The organism is Salmonella enterica subsp. diarizonae, from assembly GCF_008692785.1.
GTDB classification, from domain to species: domain Bacteria; phylum Pseudomonadota; class Gammaproteobacteria; order Enterobacterales; family Enterobacteriaceae; genus Salmonella; species Salmonella diarizonae.
This window is the reverse complement of record NZ_VXJV01000002.1, coordinates 93724-113005: the sequence shown is the minus strand read 5'-3', so window position 1 is coordinate 113005 and position 19282 is coordinate 93724. Positions and strand designations below refer to the sequence as shown.

At 50.9% G+C, this 19282-nt stretch carries 19 protein-coding genes and 1 other annotated feature; of the genes, 8 read left to right on the top strand and 11 right to left on the bottom strand.

Annotation, left to right across the window (positions count from 1 at the left end; translation table 11 throughout):
• Positions 1-4: 4 nt before the first annotated feature.
• From pheT to F4V72_RS04460, 8 genes are all read right to left on the bottom strand, one after another.
• Positions 5-2392: a phenylalanine--tRNA ligase subunit beta gene (gene pheT, locus F4V72_RS04495; RefSeq protein WP_053529796.1), complete on the bottom strand. Its 2388-nt coding sequence runs from the start codon at positions 2390-2392 to the stop codon at positions 5-7.
• Between the two features lie 15 nt (positions 2393-2407).
• Positions 2408-3391: a phenylalanine--tRNA ligase subunit alpha gene (gene pheS, locus F4V72_RS04490; protein WP_000018570.1), complete on the bottom strand. Its 984-nt coding sequence runs from the start codon at positions 3389-3391 to the stop codon at positions 2408-2410.
• A 62-nt stretch (positions 3392-3453) separates the two neighbouring features.
• Positions 3454-3578, bottom strand: a sequence feature (Phe leader region).
• Entirely contained in the window at positions 3529-3573 is a 45-nt protein-coding gene (gene pheM / locus F4V72_RS04485) for a pheST operon leader peptide PheM (protein ID WP_001386830.1), read from the bottom strand. It overlaps the preceding feature by 45 nt.
• A 115-nt stretch (positions 3579-3693) precedes the next feature.
• On the bottom strand, positions 3694-4050 hold the full coding sequence (gene rplT / locus F4V72_RS04480; protein WP_000124850.1) for a 50S ribosomal protein L20: 357 nt from the start codon (positions 4048-4050) through the stop codon (positions 3694-3696).
• 50 nt (positions 4051-4100) lie between these two features.
• Positions 4101-4298 carry a 50S ribosomal protein L35 gene (rpmI, locus tag F4V72_RS04475; protein ID WP_001124225.1) on the bottom strand — a complete coding sequence of 66 codons (198 nt, stop codon included), beginning with the start codon at positions 4296-4298 and terminating at the stop codon, positions 4101-4103.
• A 95-nt stretch (positions 4299-4393) separates the two neighbouring features.
• Entirely contained in the window at positions 4394-4936 is a 543-nt protein-coding gene (infC, locus tag F4V72_RS04470) for a translation initiation factor IF-3 (protein WP_001574431.1), read from the bottom strand.
• Positions 4937-4939: 3 nt separating this feature from the next.
• On the bottom strand, positions 4940-6868 hold the full coding sequence (thrS, locus tag F4V72_RS04465; protein ID WP_053509387.1) for a threonine--tRNA ligase: 1929 nt from the start codon (positions 6866-6868) through the stop codon (positions 4940-4942).
• A gap of 259 nt (positions 6869-7127) precedes the next feature.
• Positions 7128-7982: a DNA/RNA non-specific endonuclease gene (locus F4V72_RS04460; protein WP_070803562.1), complete on the bottom strand. Its 855-nt coding sequence runs from the start codon at positions 7980-7982 to the stop codon at positions 7128-7130.
• A 453-nt stretch (positions 7983-8435) separates the two neighbouring features.
• Between F4V72_RS04460 and F4V72_RS04450 the strand changes: the two genes are divergently transcribed.
• Complete coding sequence (locus F4V72_RS04450) at positions 8436-9395, top strand: lipid A deacylase LpxR family protein (RefSeq protein ID WP_023248023.1); 960 nt, start codon at positions 8436-8438, stop codon at positions 9393-9395.
• A gap of 48 nt (positions 9396-9443) precedes the next feature.
• Here F4V72_RS04450 and F4V72_RS04445 read toward each other — a convergent pair whose 3' ends face one another.
• A complete protein-coding gene (locus F4V72_RS04445) occupies positions 9444-10202 on the bottom strand; it encodes a DUF481 domain-containing protein (protein ID WP_023248022.1) in 759 nt (252 codons plus the stop codon).
• Positions 10203-10490: 288 nt separating this feature from the next.
• On the opposite strand from F4V72_RS04445, the gene pfkB reads away from it, so the two are divergent.
• The 3 genes from pfkB to F4V72_RS04430 all read left to right on the top strand — a co-directional run bounded on the left by pfkB (position 10491) and on the right by F4V72_RS04430 (position 12777).
• Positions 10491-11423 (top strand): 6-phosphofructokinase II, encoded by a 933-nt coding sequence (gene pfkB, locus F4V72_RS04440; RefSeq protein WP_136058245.1) that lies wholly within the window; start codon positions 10491-10493, stop codon positions 11421-11423.
• 96 nt (positions 11424-11519) lie between these two features.
• Complete coding sequence (gene ghoS, locus F4V72_RS04435) at positions 11520-11810, top strand: type V toxin-antitoxin system endoribonuclease antitoxin GhoS (protein ID WP_053509393.1); 291 nt, start codon at positions 11520-11522, stop codon at positions 11808-11810.
• A 106-nt stretch (positions 11811-11916) separates the two neighbouring features.
• Positions 11917-12777, top strand: a complete 861-nt coding sequence (locus F4V72_RS04430) for a fructosamine kinase family protein (RefSeq protein ID WP_053509395.1) — start codon at positions 11917-11919, stop codon at positions 12775-12777.
• Between the two features lie 57 nt (positions 12778-12834).
• Here F4V72_RS04430 and F4V72_RS04425 read toward each other — a convergent pair whose 3' ends face one another.
• A complete protein-coding gene (locus F4V72_RS04425) occupies positions 12835-13371 on the bottom strand; it encodes a YniB family protein (protein WP_000222158.1) in 537 nt (178 codons plus the stop codon).
• A gap of 148 nt (positions 13372-13519) precedes the next feature.
• Here F4V72_RS04425 and hxpB point away from each other — a divergent pair, with 148 nt between their 5' ends.
• The 3 genes from hxpB (at position 13520) to tcyP (ending at position 16453) form a co-directional block, all read left to right on the top strand.
• Complete coding sequence (hxpB, locus tag F4V72_RS04420; protein ID WP_053529799.1) at positions 13520-14188, top strand: hexitol phosphatase HxpB; 669 nt, start codon at positions 13520-13522, stop codon at positions 14186-14188.
• A gap of 137 nt (positions 14189-14325) precedes the next feature.
• Complete coding sequence (locus tag F4V72_RS04415; protein WP_024149668.1) at positions 14326-14925, top strand: metal-dependent hydrolase; 600 nt, start codon at positions 14326-14328, stop codon at positions 14923-14925.
• Positions 14926-15061: 136 nt separating this feature from the next.
• Complete coding sequence (tcyP, locus tag F4V72_RS04410; RefSeq protein ID WP_001010654.1) at positions 15062-16453, top strand: cystine/sulfocysteine:cation symporter; 1392 nt, start codon at positions 15062-15064, stop codon at positions 16451-16453.
• A 102-nt stretch (positions 16454-16555) separates the two neighbouring features.
• On the opposite strand, the gene cedA is transcribed toward tcyP, so the two are convergent.
• Entirely contained in the window at positions 16556-16798 is a 243-nt protein-coding gene (gene cedA, locus F4V72_RS04405) for a cell division activator CedA (protein WP_000977509.1), read from the bottom strand.
• Between the two features lie 217 nt (positions 16799-17015).
• Between cedA and katE the strand changes: the two genes are divergently transcribed.
• A complete protein-coding gene (gene katE / locus F4V72_RS04400; RefSeq protein WP_136058244.1) occupies positions 17016-19268 on the top strand; it encodes a catalase HPII in 2253 nt (750 codons plus the stop codon).
• Positions 19269-19282: the final 14 nt, after the last annotated feature.

The window sequence follows — 19282 nt, the reverse complement described above, 5'->3', positions numbered from 1 at the left end:
AGGTTCAATCCCTCAATGATGCCTGGAATCGCTCTTTTAATGCCTCTACACATTTGGCGACGGTAGCGGCAATCTCCTCTTCTTCGAGTGTACGGTTGGTATCCTGAAGGATCAGGCTGATAGCGAGGCTCTTATAACCCTCCGCAACACCCTTACCGCGGTACACGTCAAACAAGTTTACGCCAACTACCTGATTTACGCCAACTTTCTTACATTCGGATAAAATATCCGCTGCGGGAACGTTTTCTGCAACAACAACCGCTATATCGCGACGGTTAGCCGGGAAGCGTGAAATCTCCCGCGCCTGAGGCACGATACGGTCTGCCAGCTTATTCCATTCCAGTTCAAACACCAGCGTACGACCATTCAGATCCAGTTTACGTTCCAGTTCAGGGTGAACAACCCCAATAAAACCAATACGTTCATCTTTCAGATAAATCGCCGCAGACTGTCCCGGATGCAGCGCCGGATTCATCTCCGCCTTGAACTGGATCTCACCCAGTTTGCCGGTTAAATCCAATACAGCCTCCAGATCGCCTTTCAAATCATAGAAATCAACGGTCTCTTTTGCCAAGTTCCAGTGCTCATCATAGCGGTTGCCACAAATCACGCCAGCCAGCATCAGATCCTGCCGAATACCCAGATTGGCTTGTGTATCCGGAACGAAACGTAAACCGGTTTCGAAAATACGCACGCGATTCTGCTGACGGTTCTGGTTATAAACCACCGTCGCCAGCAATCCACTCCACAGAGACAGACGCATCGCCGACATCTCAACGGAGATAGGGTTTGGCAACAGCAGCGCTTCTGCACCTGGGTGGATGAGCTGTTGTACTTTAGGATCGACAAAGCTATAGGTAATCACTTCCTGATAGCCTTTGTCGTTCAGCATCGTTTTAACCCGCTTCAACGACAGAGAGGCTTCACGGTGCGTACCCATGATTAAACCCGCCTGGATTGGCTCGTCCGGAATATTGTTATAGCCGTAGACGCGGGCGACCTCTTCCACCAGATCTTCTTCAATCTCCATATCGAAACGCCAGCTCGGCGCCACGGCTTTCCACTCGTCCTGACCTTCGGTCACTTCACAGCCCAAACGACGCAGAATATCACTGACCTGCTCATCCGCAATATGATGTCCGATCAGGCGATCCAGTTTACTGCGACGCAGCGTAATGGTGGCGCGTTTCGGCAACGTTGCTTCGTTGCTCACATCAATTATCGGACCCGCATCACCGCCGCAGATATCAAGGAGCAGACGAGTGGCGCGCTCTATCGCTTTATATTGCAGCGCCGGGTCCACCCCGCGCTCGTAGCGATGAGACGCATCGGTATGCAGACCGTGGCGGCGAGCGCGACCGGTGATAGACAGCGGATTAAAGTACGCGCACTCCAGCAGCACATTTTGCGTTTCGCCGTTCACGCCGGAATGTTCGCCGCCAAAAATACCGGCTATCCCCAGCGCTTTATGGTGATCGGCGATCACCAGCGTGTCCGCATTTAATGTCGCTTCGCTACCGTCCAGCAGGACGACGGTTTCACCCTCTTTTGCCATCCGCACGACAATACCGCCATCAATGCGATCTTTATCGAAAGCATGCATTGGCTGACCCAGTTCGAGCAGCACATAGTTCGTGACGTCAACCACCGCATCGATGGAGCGAATACCGCAGCGACGCAGTTTCTCTTTCATCCACAGCGGCGTCGGCGCGTTAACATTGATGCCTTTTACCACCCGGCCAAGATAGCGTGGACACGCATCAGCGGCCTCTACAGTAATCGGCAGCGTATCGCTGATGGTTGCCGTAACCGGTGCCATTTCCGGCTCCTGGAGCGGCGCTTTGTTCAGTACAGCCACATCGCGCGCGACGCCGATGATGCCTAAGCAATCCGCACGGTTCGGCGTGACGCTAATTTCGATGGTATTGTCGTCAAGCTTCAGGTATTCACGAATATCGGTACCTGGCGGCGCATCCGCCGGCAGTTCGATAATGCCGCTGTGATCGTCGGAAATCCCCAGTTCGGAGAAGGAGCACAGCATCCCTTCAGACGGTTCGCCGCGCAGTTTCGCCGCTTTAATTTTGAAATCGCCCGGCAGGATGGCGCCAATGGTGGCCACCGCTACTTTCAGCCCCTGACGACAGTTTGGCGCGCCGCAGACGATATCCAACAGGCGTTCGCCGCCGACGTTGACTTTCGTTACACGCAATTTGTCAGCGTTCGGGTGCCGGGCGCACTCAACCACTTCCCCAACCACAACGCCATTGAAGCTTCCCGCGACCGGCTCAACGCCGTCTACTTCCAGGCCAGCCATCGTAATCTGGTTGGCCAGCGCATCGCTATCAATTGCCGGGTTAACCCACTCGCGTAACCACAGTTCGCTGAATTTCATTGTTTTATCCTGCCTTTATTTAAACTGTTTGAGGAAACGCAGATCGTTTTCGAAGAATGAACGCAGGTCGGTGACGCCGTAACGCAACATAGTCAGGCGCTCCATCCCCATACCAAAAGCGAAGCCGGAATAGATTTCCGGATCGATACCGACATTACGCAGCACATTCGGATGCACCATCCCGCACCCCAGCACTTCCAGCCATTTGCCGTTTTTACCCATCACATCCACTTCCGCAGAAGGTTCGGTAAACGGAAAATAAGAGGGGCGGAAGCGAATCTGCAAATCTTCCTCAAAGAAATTACGCAGGAAGTCGTGCAGCGTACCTTTGAGGTTGGTGAAGCTGATGTTGGTATCAACAATCAGGCCTTCCATCTGATGGAACATCGGAGTATGCGTCTGGTCGTAGTCATTACGGTATACGCGGCCCGGCGCAATAATACGGATCGGCGGTTGCTGCGCTTTCATCGTCCGGATCTGGACGCCGGACGTCTGGGTCCGCAGCAGACGGGTCGCGTCAAACCAGAAAGTATCATGATCGGCGCGGGCCGGATGATGACCCGGAATGTTTAACGCATCGAAGTTATGGTAGTCATCTTCGATTTCCGGGCCCGTCGCCACGGTAAAACCAAGCTCGCCGAAGAAGCTTTCAATACGGTCAATGGTACGCGTGACCGGATGCAGACCGCCGTTCTCAATACGGCGCCCCGGCAGGGAGATATCGATGGTTTCAGCGGCCAGACGGGCATTAAGCGCTGCGCTTTCCAGCTCGGCTTTACGCGCGTTAAGAGCCTGTTGTACCTGCTCTTTCGCTGCGTTAATGACTGCCCCGGCTGCCGGACGTTCTTCCGGCGGCAGATCGCGTAGGGTCGTCATCTGAAGGGTTAAATGCCCTTTCTTGCCCAAATATTCGACGCGTACATTGTCTAACGCGGCAACATCTGACGCCTGGTTAATGGCGGCCGCTGCATTGGCAACCAGCTCTGCGAGATGTGACATGGTTTTCCTCATTGTGTCGGTGAAGACACCGGTTCATTGGACGTAATCTCTCAATTTCAGGTACAAAAAAAGCCTCCATCAGGAGGCTTTTTTTGCGCTGTTTTTCGTTTCGTTTTTCACGCGCTAGCCTCCTGAGATCAGGTGCTAAAGTAAAAAAAGAAACGGAAAATAGCAGCGTTCATGCTTGCGTTACCTTATGTGGTAAAACCGGATATCCTTTATTGAAAAGGGTTACAGGTCAATTGTCAACTCACTGAACAGTAAATAAAAGAGAGGGAGCCAGGCTCCCTCTTTTCACTGGCTTATGCCAGAGCTGCTTTCGCTTTTTCAACCAGCGCGGTGAACGCGACTTTGTCGAATACGGCGATATCAGCCAGGATCTTACGGTCGATTTCAACAGAGGCTTTTTTCAGGCCGTTGATGAATTTGCTGTAAGAAATACCGTTCTGACGTGCTGCTGCGTTGATACGCGCAATCCACAGTTGACGGAACTGACGCTTACGTTGACGACGGTCACGGTAAGCATACTGACCAGCTTTGATAACTGCCTGGAAGGCAACGCGGTATACGCGAGAACGCGCACCGTAGTAGCCTTTGGCTTGTTTCAAAATTTTCTTGTGACGTGCGCGTGCAATTACACCACGTTTTACGCGAGCCATATGTGCTCTCCTGTATCTATTCTAATTAAAAAGTTAAAAACGTTAACGGCTTATGCGTACGGCAGGCACGCGATAACCAGGCCCAGATCGCCTTTAGAAACCATGGCTTTCGGACGCAGGTGACGTTTACGTTTAGTCGCTTTTTTGGTCAGAATGTGACGCAGGTTAGCGTGCTTGTGCTTAAAACCACCTTTACCGGTTTTTTTGAAGCGCTTAGCAGCACCGCGTACGGTCTTAATTTTTGGCATTTTAATAACTTCCACTTCGCATTGTTAATAAACGAAACATAGGCGAACAAAACCTGTGAAGCCCGAAGGCTTCACAGAATTGTTACTTGAAGGCCTTACTGTTTCTTCTTAGGAGCAAGCACCATGATCATCTGGCGGCCTTCGATCTTCGTCGGGAAGGATTCGACCACTGCCAGTTCTTGCAAATCGTCTTTCACGCGATTAAGCACTTCCATACCGATTTGCTGGTGGGCCATCTCACGACCGCGGAAACGCAGCGTGATTTTGGCCTTATCGCCCTCTTCGAGAAAGCGAATCAGGCTGCGGAGTTTTACCTGATAGTCGCCTTCATCTGTCCCAGGACGGAATTTAATTTCCTTCACCTGGATAACTTTTTGCTTTTTCTTCTGTTCCTTAGAAGACTTACTCTTTTCATAGAGGAATTTGCCGTAATCCATTATACGACAAACCGGCGGCTCGGCGTTAGGGCTGATTTCGACTAAGTCTACTCCGGCTTCTTCAGCTTTTTCCAGAGCTTCTCTCAGACTCACAATACCAAGCTGCTCGCCTTCCAGACCTGTTAAGCGAACTTCTTGCGCGCGAATTTCGCTATTAATACGATTCGGACGCGCCGTTTGAACTCGTTTTCCGCCTTTAATACTTTATTCCTCCAGTTGTTGAAGACTGCGGCTGCGAATCTCTTGTTGCAGCTTCTCAATCACGTCATTTACGTCCAGACTGCCCAGGTCTTTACCGCGGCGGGTGCGAACGGCAACTTTGCCTGCTTCCACCTCTTTATCACCACAGACCAACATATAAGGGACACGACGTAAAGTGTGCTCGCGGATTTTAAAGCCAATCTTCTCATTTCTCAAGTCTGCTTTTACACGAATGCCTGCATTTTGTAGTTTCTGCGTCAATTCGTTAACATATTCAGACTGCGAATCGGTAATATTCATCACCACTACCTGAACCGGCGCAAGCCAGGTCGGGAAGAAACCAGCGAACTCTTCGGTCAGGATACCGATGAAGCGTTCCATCGACCCAAGAATCGCACGGTGAATCATTACCGGCACCTTACGCTCGTTGTCTTCGCCTACATAGGAAGCGCTCAGACGAGACGGTAAGGAGAAGTCCAGCTGTACTGTACCGCACTGCCATGCACGATCGAGGCAGTCATATAGGGTAAATTCAATTTTCGGACCGTAGAATGCACCTTCACCCAGTTGATACTCAAACGGGATATTATTTTCTTCCAGCGCAACCGCCAGATCCGCCTCAGCACGATCCCACATCTCATCGCTGCCAATACGTTTATCAGGACGAGTGGAAAGCTTGACGACGATCTTCTCGAAGCCAAAAGTACTGTACATATCGTAGACCATACGAATACAAGCGTTAACTTCATCGCGGATCTGCTCTTCTGTACAGAAGATATGCGCATCATCCTGCGTAAAGCCGCGCACGCGCATCAGACCATGCAGAGCGCCTGATGGCTCGTTACGGTGGCAGCTACCGAATTCCGCCATACGCAGCGGCAAATCACGATAGGATTTCAGACCCTGGTTAAAGATCTGAACATGGCCCGGGCAGTTCATCGGCTTGATGCAATATTCGCGGTTTTCTGAAGACGTGGTGAACATCGCATCTTTATAGTTGTCCCAGTGCCCGGTTTTTTCCCACAACACACGGTCCATCATGAACGGGCCTTTAACTTCCTGATACTGGTACTCTTTGAGTTTAGAACGAACAAAGACCTCCAGCTCGCGGAAGATAGTCCAGCCGTCGTTATGCCAGAACACCATGCCCGGCGCTTCTTCCTGCATATGATACAGGTCGAGCTGCTTACCAATTTTACGGTGGTCGCGTTTTGCGGCCTCTTCCAGGCGCTGCAGATAGGCGTTCAGGGCTTTTTTATCTGCCCATGCCGTACCGTAAATACGTTGCAACATCTTATTATTGCTGTCGCCACGCCAGTATGCGCCGGCGGTTTTCATCAGTTTAAAGTGATGGCAGAAACGCATATTCGGCACGTGCGGACCACGACACATGTCGACATATTCTTCATGATGGTACAAGCCAGGCTTATCATCATGGGCGATATTTTCATCAAGAATAGCCACTTTGTAAGTCTCGCCGCGTTTCACGAAGGTTTCGCGCGCGTCGTGCCAGCTCACCTTTTTCTTGATAACGTCGTAATTTTTCTCGGCGAGCTCATGCATCCGCTTTTCGAGCGCTTCGACATCTTCCTGGGTTAGCGTGCGGTCAAGATCAACGTCATAGTAAAAACCGTTGTCAACAACCGGGCCGATCGCCATTTTCGTGTGCGGCCAGAGTTGCTTGATGGCATGACCTAACAGATGCGCGCAAGAGTGACGAATGATCTCAAGACCCTCTTCATCTTTTGCGGTGATGATGGAAAGCGTCGCATCATTTTCAATCAAATCGGAAGCATCAACCAGCTCGCCGTTCACACGGCCCGCAATGGTGGCTTTCGCCAGGCCAGGACCAATGTCCAGCGCAACATCCATCGGGCTTACAGGGCGGTCATAATGGCGTTGGCTGCCATCAGGAAGAGTAATAACAGGCATGTTATATCCTTATTTGCAGTGGTGACCCATACGCAAGATCACATACAAAGAGAAAATTAATTTATTGACAGTGAGTTGTGTATCCATCTAACCAACAATTGCTAAATTGGCGCACAACCTTCGGCACAGACGAAAATCGATATTTTCGTCCGGCATGACGATGGTAACATTAATAAAAGGGAGATTGCATCACTCTGTATCAAATCAAGGTCTTTGACAGGATTTCCCCGTTATCTTTCTACGTTCCGCATAGCGCTTCTCATCGACAACCTAACTTCTGCGCCAGGTTCCCCTTTGTTGTTTTCACCTCGCTGGCTACCGCTTCAGGCAAGGCAGACCACAACGTCAGCACTGGCTTCGTTTTACGTTCGATAGTGTCCACGGTAACCTGATAGTCGCAAAAACTTGCTGAACGGGGCGTATTCTGATCCATGATAAACGCGGCATAATTTCCTTCACTTTTTGACGGCGCCGTTCCGGTAAATAGAACCTTCCAGTACCCGCTGGGAATTTCTACCGTAGCATCTTCTGGCAATGTAGCGATATGCCGTTCAAAAAGAGGACCGGTCACCACATGTACTACGGATATATCACCCTGTTTGGCAAGTTCGCGCACCCGGTTTTCCAGTGAAGCCCATGCCCCCTGGTTCAGGGCGGATTTCTGCGGCGTAATATTCGATAAATAATTTAACGACGGCCAGTCAGATACGCCGCCCAATCCCGCCAACGGCGCCTGATGTCCCCTATCGACTTTTAATAGTGCATGGGCATTTTTATAGGCGGAAGGTGCCAACGTATCCGAGGGCGATAAATCGGGATCTTGCGCCCAGTTTCGCGGGCGACCGCTTGCCTGGCTGGTTTTTGTCACGCTATAGGCAACCCAGTTGGCAAATTTCGTGGCGCTATTATTATTGAGCGTATACGCATAGCGGTAGATTGTTTGTTGACTTCCTCCTTGAGGGCAACCAACGCTACAGTTATCAGGTTGCTGAGCGAGTATTTTACGATGGGGTAACTCGGGTGTCGATGTTGTATCCTGGGGGTGATACGATGTTGCACATGCGCTTAATAAAATTACGGGCAGTAATTTTAACAGGTTAATGGTTTTATACACTCTGCATTCCTTAATAATAACCACCCTAATAATTAAGGAGGTAAGAATTTGGTTATATTAACCTACCAGGCGTTAAGTGACTTCATCATTAAGGACAACTCTACCACAGCAAAAATTAATAACAGGTAAACATTAAAACCATAAAAGAAAATGAGCTTAAAAGAATACAACATGATATTCATGTTGATACCGAAGGGCATCATATTATATGCATAATCGTGAAACCAACCGTTGTTCGCACTCAGATAGTGAATGAGAAAATGGGTATTCAATAACATCTGGCGCAGATTTTTTAACACCATTTTTCAACATTAAGACAACGTATCCTCTCAATGACTCGCTGCTGGCAGGAGTTTAGTTATATTAGCGGTTTAATAAGCACTGCGCATCATGCCGCTGTGCTTATTGCTTTGTGAAAATAAGATTATTCACTTTCATATTCAGGGGTAAAAAGTGAACAAATACAGCTATTGCGCAACGATGCTTGCCGCCATACTCAGTACGACCACAATGGCTAATGCCAGTAGCCTTGCTATTTCAGTGGCGAATGATGATGCAGGTATATTTCAACCATCCTTAAATGCCCTTTATGGGCGCCAGGCTGCAGACCGGGGTGATTATACCGTCGGGCTATTTTTAGGTTACAGCCACGATCTCACAGACGCCAGTCAGCTCTCTTTTCATATCGCCCAAGATATTTATTCTCCGTCAGGCGCTAACAAGAGAAAACCCGAAGCCGTCAAAGGCGACCGTGCCTTCAGCGCATTTCTTCATACCGGACTGGAGTGGAATTCATTAGCCACGAATTGGCTACGTTATCGTTTTGGTACCGATATCGGTGTTATTGGTCCTGACGCAGGCGGTCAGGAAGTTCAGAATCGAGCGCACCGAATAATAGGCGCAGAAAAATATCCCGCCTGGCAGGATCAAATTGAAAACCGTTATGGTTATACGGCAAAAGGAATGGTGTCCCTTACACCAAGTATTGATATTCTTGGCGTCAATGTGGGCCTCTATCCAGAGATATCTGCTGTCGGCGGCAATCTCTTCCAGTATTTGGGTTACGGCGCAACCGTTGCGCTGGGAAATGATAAGACCTTCAACTCTGATAATGGGTTTGGGTTACTGTCCCGCCGAGGGTTAATGCATAGTCAAAAAGAGGGATTGATATATAAGGTATTTGCTGGCGTTGAGCGCAGGGAAGTTGATAAAAACTACACGTTACAGGGGAAAACGCTGCAAACAAAAATGGAAACGGTGGACATTAATAAAACCGTGGATGAATATCGCGTCGGTGCTACCATCGGCTATTCTCCCGTCGCATTTTCTCTTTCTTTAAACAAAGTCACGTCGGAATTTCGCACCGGAGACGACTATTCTTATATAAACGGCGACATCACCTTCTTCTTCTGAGACGTCGCTACGGAATAACCGGGTTACGCAACGTAACCCGGAGCAAGATTACATCTTATAGCCCAGCGTTACCGTAGTGCGACGATCGGTATGTTCAGGCGCTGATTCAGGCGGCTGCGAGTTCCACGTCAAATTATACCCCACCTTTAAGCCAAAATGTTCGTTAATGGCGACATTGAGGGCCGTTTCCGAATTTAGTGTGGTGTCTTCTGCGCCAAATACTGACACCCCCTGCGTAAACTTAGCATTGTCAGTTAACTGCCAGGCATAGCTGCCGGAAGCATAACCCAGCGGCTGCGTTTCAGTGGTATCGTCCGTATGTTCGTCATAGCGAACCCCCGGACCGAATTCAAAACGAAAGCTGTGCACTGGACCATTAAGGAACTGCCGCCCGTAACCGGCGGTCAGTACGTCGCGCTGACGATAACCGTTGAAACGGTCTGTCAGCCAACTGGCCTGGCCAAAGGCATAATCATAATCCGTCATATTAAAACGGTTACGCGCGCCTACCGCATATTTTTCTGAAGAGCGTTCATCATTAGAGGAGGTATTGCTGGCATTGCCCCATAATGACCAGGCGGTACGTTGTCCGTACCAGGTCATCGCTGTGTCAGCCGTTAAGGAAGAACTTTTGGTATTGCCTGACTGGGCAAGGTAACCCGCATTCAGATTACCTTCAAAAGGTTTCTTCGCGGTAGAGGGATCATCCATGACAGTAAAAACGGAATCATCGGCGGCAGCATACAGAGACGCGAACACGCCACCCGCCAGCATAACTGCAGCGGGTACTGTCTTCAAAAGCTTCATTTATAAAGAGTCCGTACAACTAAAAAAGAGACCACGACGGTCCCGGAAACTTTCATAGGGATCAATGACAAACGCCCCTGGAAAGGTAGCGAATTATAAGAAGCCCCGAATAACATAGCAATCAATTACTATTTCATTTTTTGAATAAGAACCCTCCCAAAGCATTAATTTATTTATATATCTTTATACCGTACTTTTTTAAATAAAGATTCGGAAAATCATATCGTTAATTCCTTCACTTTCCGGGGATTAAGTGCCAGACTGAAATCAGCCTAACAGGAGGTAACGATGGTACGTATCTATACGTTGACGCTTGCGCCCTCTCTCGATAGCGCAACAATCACGCCGCAAATTTATCCCGAAGGTAAACTGCGGTGCTCCGCGCCGGTATTCGAACCCGGCGGCGGCGGTATTAATGTCGCCCGCGCCATTGCGCATCTTGGCGGCACCGCGACCGCGATTTTTCCGGCCGGTGGCGCTACCGGCGAACATCTGGCCGCACTACTGGCTGACGAAAATGTCCCCGTTGTTACCGTCGATGCGAAAGACTGGACGCGTCAGAACCTGCACGTCCACGTCGAGTCCAGCGGCGAGCAATATCGTTTTGTTATGCCCGGCGCCACGCTGGACGATGACGAATTTCGTCAGCTTGAAGAACAGGTGCTGGAAATTGAATCCGGGGCAATCCTGGTTATCAGCGGCAGCCTTCCGCCCGGCGTTAAGGTCGAGAAACTCACACAACTGATTTCCGCCGCGCAAAAGCAAGGTATTCGCTGCATTATTGATAGCTCTGGCGACGCGCTCACTGCCGCGCTGGCGCTTGGCGATATCGAACTGGTGAAACCTAACCTGAAAGAATTGAGCGCGTTGGTCAATCGTGATCTGACGCAGCCTGATGATGTGCGTAAAGCGGCCAGGGAATTAGTGCAAAGCGGCAAAGCGCGCCGGGTAGTTGTTTCTCTGGGGCCGCAAGGGGCGCTGGGTGTAGACAGCAAGAATTGCATCCAGGTTGTTCCTCCCCCGGTGAAAAGTCAAAGTACCGTCGGCGCAGGTGATAGTATGGTGGGTGCTATGACGTTAAAACTGGCGCAAGACGCGTCGCTGGAAGAGATGGTGCGCTTTGGCGTGGCGGCAGGCAGCGCCGCTACGCTCAATCAGGGTACGCGTCTGTGTTCTCGTGACGATACCCAAAAAATATACGCCTATCTTTCCGCGCAATAATCGCCTCCCCCTCGCCGAGGGGGAAATCGGAAAATCGGTTGACGGGCGGCGTATCCGCCTCTGTTAAAAACACATTTACTTCCAACGAGGTGAACGATGGCCAGTGGCGATATTACCCGTTATGTGATTACCGTAACCTTCCATGAAGATTCCCTGACCGAGATTAACGAACTCAATAACCATCTGACGCGCAGCGGTTTTTTGCTGACGTTAACGGACGGTGCAGGAAATGTGCATGAACTCGGCACCAATACGTTCGGCTTTATTAGCACTCAGAGCGCTGATGAAATCAAAGCGCTTGTCGCCGGACTGGCGAAAAGCGCGTTAGATAAGGATGTCGACATTACCATAGCGACCTGGGAGGAGTGGAGTAAAAACGCACAATAAGTGCCATTCCCGCCGCGGCACGTCCGCGATGTGCGTTAGTTCGTATTTTTTAACCGCATTTTTGCGCTAACCTTATGATCTGGCAGACAACGTGGGGAGAGACATTATGTGGCAAGCTATCAGTCGTCTTTTAAGCGAGCAAGTCGGTGAAGGCGAAATCGAACTGCGTAATGAACTGCCTGGCGGAGAAGTTCATGCCGCATGGCATTTACGTTATGCAGGCCATGATTTTTTCGTGAAGTGCGATGAACGAGAAATGCTTCGCGGTTTTACCGCTGAAGCCGATCAGCTGGAGCTACTCTCCCGCAGTAAAACCGTTGTTGTGCCTAAGGTATGGGCGGTAGGTTCGGATCGGGATTACAGCTTTTTAGTCATGGACTATCTCCCGCCCCGCCCGCTGGACGCTCATAATGCGTTTATTCTTGGGCAACAGCTGGCGCGCCTGCACCAATGGAGCGATCAACCACAATTCGGTCTCGATTTTGACAACGCGCTCTCTACCACGCCGCAGCCGAATACCTGGCAACGCCGTTGGTCGACTTTTTTCGCCGAACAGCGCATTGGCTGGCAGCTTGAACTCGCCGCGGAAAAAGGCATTACCTTTGGTAATATTGACGCCATTGTTGAACATGTTCAGCAACGTCTGGCGTCGCATCAACCACAGCCTTCTCTTTTGCATGGCGATCTATGGTCAGCGAACTGCGCGCTTGGCCCTGACGGCCCCTATATCTTTGATCCAGCCTGCTATTGGGGCGACAGAGAATGTGATCTGGCGATGCTGCCGCTGCATACCGATCAGCCACCGCAGATTTATGACGGCTATCAGTCCGTTTCGCCGTTACCGCTGGATTTTCTCGACAGGCAGCCGATTTACCAGCTCTACACCCTGCTTAATCGGGCAAGGCTGTTTGGCGGTCAACAACTGGTCATTGCGCAAAAAGCGATGGATCGGTTGCTTGCGGTATAGGTACGGATCTATGCCGGATACGCTTCGCATACCACACGCTATCCGGCATTTTTCAGATTACATGAAACCTAATAAAGAAAAGAAAAAGTAGCCGAGCACGATAATAATGACTGGCAAAATATAGAGCGGGAAAAACTGTAAAAAGATGGTATGGTGCGGCACCACGATACGTGACTCTATCTGCTCACGCGTTAACCCTTCCGCGCCTTTTGCTTTTTCCAGAATCAACTGATCTTCCACGCCTTCACGTAAAAAACGCGACTGGCGGCTCATTCTGGCGCCGGAATCCTGCATCGCCAGCCCGACAAAAATCAGGATAAAAATCAGCCAGAAACCGATATTCAGGCTTCCCTGAAAATTTGGCGTCGGCGAGTTGTACCAAAAAACATTCAGAAACGGCGTATTCACGCGCATCATGTCTATCATTACGTGGGTAAAATCCAGCATTACCGCATTTATCCCCTCCTGCTTTTCACTGTGCGCATACATAAATTTAAGGACTGAGATGAGCGTGGAAAGCAGTGCCGGAATAAAAATAACCCACCCTACAACTCTTTTTAGGATTGCAATGCGTCCAGCTTGTTGATACGTCATGAGTTCCCCTTGATAAAGACGCGTCGTTTTGGCCTAAGTCTACCTGTTGATTCCCGTTTTCGCCTGATCTTTAAGGGCGATATACTAAGAACATGGTCATAATGAACGCTTAATTCGTTATTTTTTAATCTCAACAGGAGAGGTTGTGATGTCAACCCCACGTCAAATTCTTGCGGCAATTTTCGATATGGATGGACTACTGATCGATTCCGAACCGCTCTGGGATCGCGCTGAACTGGATGTGATAGCAAGTTTAGGCGTAGATATTACTCGACGCCATGAGCTGCCCGACACGCTTGGGCTACGCATTGATATGGTTGTGGACCTCTGGTTTGCGCAGCAACCGTGGAACGGCCCCGATCGCCAGGAAGTGACAAACCGTGTTATTGCCCGCGCGATTACGCTTATCGAAGAGACACGCCCTCTTTTGCCGGGCGTGCGTGAGGCCGTGGCGCTGTGCAAAGCGCAGGGGCTATTAGTAGGGCTGGCCTCGGCATCGCCGCTACATATGCTGGAAAAAGTGCTCACCATGTTTGAACTACGCGACAGTTTTGACGCACTGGCTTCTGCGGAAAAATTGCCCTACAGCAAACCGCACCCACAGGTCTATCTGGATTGTGCGGCCAAATTAGGCGTTGATCCATTAACCTGCGTGGCGCTGGAGGACTCGGTGAATGGTTTAATCGCGGCAAAGGCGGCACGAATGCGCGCTATTGTAGTGCCGGCAGAAGAGAACCAGCACGATCCGCGCTTTGCGCTGGCGAATGTCAAACTTAACTCGCTGACGGGGCTGACGGCGACGCATCTACTCGGTTAAGATGTTTCCGAAACGAAGTCAACCGTCGATTAGCCGCTGAGCCAGGTGGCAAGCGGCTTTGACAGAGACAAAGAGTTACAACGTCACCACTTCCGCCTACTGTATAAAAACCCTATACTGTATGAATTGACAGTTTGGTGGGTTTTATCATGACGGCGGAAGGACATCTTCTTTTTTCTATAGCCAGCGCGGTTTTCGCCAAGAATGCCGAGTTAACGCCTGTCCTTGCGCAGGGCGACTGGTGGCATATTATTCCTTCGGCTATTTTGACCTGCCTGCTGCCGGATATCGACCACCCCAAATCTTTTCTGGGTCAGCGCCTGAAATGGGTATCGAAACCGATCGCCCGAGCATTCGGTCACCGGGGGTTTACCCATAGTCTGCTGGCGGTCTTTGCCCTACTGGCGACCTTTTATCTCAAGGTACCGGATACGTGGATTATCCCGGCGGATGCGCTGCAAGGCATGGTACTCGGCTATTTAAGCCATATCGTCGCGGATATGCTCACGCCCGCGGGCGTTCCCTTACTGTGGCCGTGCCGCTGGCGTTTCCGCCTGCCTATTCTGGCGCCGCGCAAAGGCAATCAACTGGAGCGATTTTTATGTATGGCGTTGTTTGCCTGGGCGGTGTGGATGCCGCAGTCGATTCCGGAAAATAGCGCCATACGCTGGTCTTCGCAGATGATCACTATCCTGCAAATGCAGTTCAATCGTTTTATAAATCACCAGATTGATTAGTAAATCAACGCCAAAGTCATTTTTGGCATAAACCATTCCATTTGAATATAAGAGCCAGCTCACAGTTCTGCTAATCTTGCGCCAACAGAATCGCTAAAACACAGCGCTTCATAATAAAAAAATCAGGAGAACGGGGATGAATTTTCCATTAATCGCGAACATTGCGGTGTTCGTCATTCTGCTGTTTGTACTGGCGCAGGCCCGTCATAAACAGTGGAGTCTGGCTAAAAAAGTACTTGTCGGCCTTGTGATGGGCGTGATCTTTGGTCTGGCCCTGCACACCATTTATGGCGCTGACAGTCAGGTGTTAAAAGACTCCATTCAGTGGTTCAATATTGTCGGCAACGGTTATGTGCAATTGCTGCAAATGATTGTGATGCCGCTGGTATTCGCCTCTATTTTAAGCGCCGTGGCACGACTGCATAATGCCTCTCAATTGGGAAAAATCAGTTTTCTGACTATTGGCACGCTGCTATTTACTACCCTTATCGCGGCGCTGGTGGGCGTGCTGGTGACAAATCTGTTCGGGCTGACGGCGGAAGGACTGGTTCAGGGCGGCGCGGAAACCGCGCGTCTGAATGCCATTGAGACGAGTTATGTCGGCAAAGTGGCCGATCTCAGCGTGCCGCAACTGGTGCTCTCTTTTGTGCCGAAAAACCCGTTTGCGGATCTGACTGGCGCAAACCCTACGTCTATTATCAGCGTGGTGATTTTCGCCGCGTTTCTGGGCGTTGCCGCGCTCAAACTGCTGAAAGATGATGCGCCAAAAGGCGAGCGCGTGCTTGTTGCTATCGATACCCTGCAAAGCTGGGTGATGAAGCTGGTGCGTCTGGTGATGCAACTTACGCCTTACGGCGTACTGGCGCTGATGACTAAAGTGGTTGCCGGCTCTAACCTGCAGGACATCATTAAGCTTGGAAGCTTCGTGGTAGCGTCATATCTTGGTCTGGCGATAATGTTTGTGGTTCACGGCATACTATTGGGCGTGAACGGGATTAGCCCGCTGAAATATTTCCGCAAGGTATGGCCGGTGCTGACATTTGCCTTTACCAGCCGCTCCAGCGCCGCCTCCATTCCCCTAAATGTCGAAGCGCAAACCCGCCGCCTGGGCGTGCCGGAGTCCATCGCCAGCTTTGCTGCCTCTTTTGGCGCAACCATCGGTCAAAACGGTTGCGCCGGTCTTTATCCTGCGATGCTGGCGGTAATGGTTGCGCCGACGGTCGGCATCAACCCCTTAGACCCCGTATGGATAGCCACGCTGGTGGGTATCGTTACCGTAAGTTCGGCGGGTGTTGCCGGCGTTGGCGGCGGCGCGACCTTCGCCGCGCTGATTGTGCTGCCTGCCATGGGCTTACCGGTCACGCTGGTCGCGCTGTTAATCTCCGTCGAACCGTTGATTGATATGGGCCGTACCGCACTGAACGTGAGCGGCTCAATGACCGCTGGTACGCTGACCAGCCAGTGGCTGAAGCAGACCGATAAAACCATCCTCGATAGCGAAGAAGACGCCGAACTGGCGCATCGATAATACATTATCGGCAGTTCACATCGTTTGAGACACGACGCTCAACAACTCAAAATGTCTGTCACTAAAAACGCCGGTCTCCAGTACCGGCGTTTTTGTTTTTTCTTAGTCAGCGATTTCGTTTTCCTGGCGAACCTGATTCGCCCAACGCTGCGCCGATTCTGGCACACTAAAGGCGGGCGACCGTTGAAATGACTCCCCCATCAGAACAAAGGCAACATACTTACCGCGCAGTATCCAGACGTCGCGAAACGTATCCATTTTTATCGCATGTTCCGGCGGCGCGGGTTCAACACGCGGAATATAGCTAATAATCTGGCGATTTTGCTGGCGAAGAGGTTTCATCATTAATGCTTCACTAAAAGAGGCTAAGGCTAAAAATCAGAAAAACACTATTTTAGCCGATCTTCGCCCCCGACGTCCTGTCCCACGCGTGCGATTTCCCCGTTGCGCCTTTTTCTGCCGTTCCGCTCTCCCCCGGCATAATTGCTGAAATGTTCTATAGTTAGAGTGATTTTGACTACTACCACGCCCATTTCAGTGATGAAAGCAGGAGACGAGTTCAATGTCGCATAATGAGAAATCCTCCCATCAGTCCCCCGTGCATGATACCCGTGAATCACAGCCTGGTCTGGATTCCCTGGCGCCATCAGACGGTTCACATCGCCCCACGCCAGAACCGACGCCGCCGGGCGCACAACCAACGGCCCCCGGCAGCTTAAAAGCGCCCGAGACCGCGAATGATAAGCTCACCGCCCTCGACGCCTTTCGTAAAGGCAGCGAAAATTATGCGCTAACCACCAATCAGGGCGTGCGCATCGCCGACGATCAAAATTCTCTTCGCGCCGGCAGCCGTGGCCCTACGCTGCTGGAAGATTTTATCCTGCGCGAGAAAATTACCCATTTTGACCATGAGCGTATCCCGGAGAGGATCGTTCACGCCCGCGGCTCTGCAGCACACGGCTATTTTCAGCCATATAAAGACCTGAGCGACATCACGAAAGCCGCGTTTCTGTGCGATCCACAGAAAATTACCCCGGTCTTTGTTCGCTTTTCGACAGTACAGGGCGGTGCAGGGTCTGCTGATACCGTACGTGATATCCGCGGTTTTGCGACCAAATTTTATACCGAAGAGGGAATTTTCGATCTCGTCGGCAATAACACTCCGATCTTTTTTATCCAGGATGCGCATAAGTTTCCGGATTTTGTGCACGCCGTTAAGCCCGAACCACATTGGGCTATTCCGCAAGGGCAGAGCGCGCATGACACCTTCTGGGACTATGTTTCCTTACAGCCTGAGACGCTGCACAACGTCATGTGGGCAATGTCGGATCGCGGCATTCCACGCAGTTATCGAACGATGGAAGGGTTCGGCATTCACACCTTCCGCCTGATCAATGCGCAAGGGAAAGCGACCTTTGTCCGTTTCCACTGGAAACCGTTGGCAGGTAAAGCCTCGCTGGTGTGGGATGAGTCACAAAAACTGACCGGTCGAGATCCGGATTTTCACCGCCGGGATCTGTGGGAGGCCATCGAAGCGGGCGATTTCCCGGAATACGAGCTGGGCCTACAACTTATTGCAGAAGAGGATGAATTTAAATTCGATTTTGATCTGCTCGATCCGACCAAACTGATCCCGGAAGAGTTGGTGCCAGTACAACGCGTCGGCAAAATGGTGTTAAACCGTAATCCGGATAACTTTTTCGCTGAAAACGAACAGGCGGCATTTCATCCGGGACATATCGTTCCCGGCATTGATTTTACCAACGACCCGCTGTTACAGGGGCGTCTGTTCTCTTATACCGACACGCAAATCAGCCGCCTGGGCGGGCCAAACTTCCACGAAATTCCGATTAACCGCCCCACCTGCCCCTACCATAACTTCCAGCGTGACGGTATGCACCGGATGGATATCGACACCAATCCGGCGAACTATGAACCGAACTCCATTAATGACAACTGGCCGCGCGAAACGCCACCGGCGCCAAAACGCGGCGGCTTCGAATCATACCAGGAACGCGTGGATGGCAATAAAATCCGCGAGCGCAGCCCCTCTTTCGGTGAATATTACGCGCACCCACGCCTGTTCTGGCTCAGTCAGACGCCGATAGAGCAGCAGCATATTATTGACGCGTTCAGCTTTGAACTGGGTAAAGTCGCCCGCGCGTATATTCGGGAGCGGGTGGTCGATCAGTTAGCGCATATTGATGTCACGCTGGCTCAGGGCGTCGCGCATAATCTCGGTTTTGAGCTCACCCATGAGCAAACGCAAATTGCCCCGCCTCCTGATGTCAACGGTCTGAAAAAAGATCCGGCGCTCAGCCTGTATGCGGTGCCAGACGGCGATGTTAAAGGCCGCGTGGTCGCTATTCTGCTGAACGACAAGGTTAACGCCGCCGATCTGCTTACCATTTTGCAGGCCTTAAAAGCCAAAGGCGTCCACGCAAAACTGCTCTATTCACGGATGGGTGAAGTAACGGCTGATGACGGTTCAACCTTAACCATTGCAGCAACCTTTGCCGGCGCGCCGTCGCTAACGGTCGATGCGGTAATAGTACCGTGCGGCAATATTGCCGATATCGAGAGTTGCGGCGATGCCCGATACTACCTTCTGGAAGCCTACAAACATCTGAAGCCCATCGCACTGGCAGGCGATGCCCGACGGTTTAAGGCGCTATTAGACATTGATAATCAGGGAGAAGAAGGACTTATTGAGGCAGATAACGTTGACCACCACTTTCTGGACACCCTGCTAACGCTGATGGCGGCACACCGAGTCTGGTCGCGTGCCGGGAAAATTAACGCGATTCCTGCATAAACGGCAAAAAATGC

Bases quoted from the DNA above. Each gene is read 5' to 3' on its own strand.
- pheT (WP_053529796.1), bottom strand. From the start codon at position 2,392: ATGAAATTCAGCGAACTGTGGTTACGCGAGTGGGTTAACCCGGCAATT.
- pheS (WP_000018570.1), bottom strand. From the start codon at position 3,391: ATGTCACATCTCGCAGAGCTGGTTGCCAATGCAGCGGCCGCCATTAAC.
- rplT (WP_000124850.1), bottom strand. From the start codon at position 4,050: ATGGCTCGCGTAAAACGTGGTGTAATTGCACGCGCACGTCACAAGAAA.
- rpmI (WP_001124225.1), bottom strand. From the start codon at position 4,298: ATGCCAAAAATTAAGACCGTACGCGGTGCTGCTAAGCGCTTCAAAAAA.
- thrS (WP_053509387.1), bottom strand. From the start codon at position 6,868: ATGCCTGTTATTACTCTTCCTGATGGCAGCCAACGCCATTATGACCGC.
- F4V72_RS04445 (WP_023248022.1), bottom strand. From the start codon at position 10,202: ATGAAGCTTTTGAAGACAGTACCCGCTGCAGTTATGCTGGCGGGTGGC.
- pfkB (WP_136058245.1), top strand. From the start codon at position 10,491: ATGGTACGTATCTATACGTTGACGCTTGCGCCCTCTCTCGATAGCGCA.
- ghoS (WP_053509393.1), top strand. From the start codon at position 11,520: ATGGCCAGTGGCGATATTACCCGTTATGTGATTACCGTAACCTTCCAT.
- F4V72_RS04430 (WP_053509395.1), top strand. From the start codon at position 11,917: ATGTGGCAAGCTATCAGTCGTCTTTTAAGCGAGCAAGTCGGTGAAGGC.
- F4V72_RS04425 (WP_000222158.1), bottom strand. From the start codon at position 13,371: ATGACGTATCAACAAGCTGGACGCATTGCAATCCTAAAAAGAGTTGTA.
- hxpB (WP_053529799.1), top strand. From the start codon at position 13,520: ATGTCAACCCCACGTCAAATTCTTGCGGCAATTTTCGATATGGATGGA.
- tcyP (WP_001010654.1), top strand. From the start codon at position 15,062: ATGAATTTTCCATTAATCGCGAACATTGCGGTGTTCGTCATTCTGCTG.
- cedA (WP_000977509.1), bottom strand. From the start codon at position 16,798: ATGATGAAACCTCTTCGCCAGCAAAATCGCCAGATTATTAGCTATATT.
- katE (WP_136058244.1), top strand. From the start codon at position 17,016: ATGTCGCATAATGAGAAATCCTCCCATCAGTCCCCCGTGCATGATACC.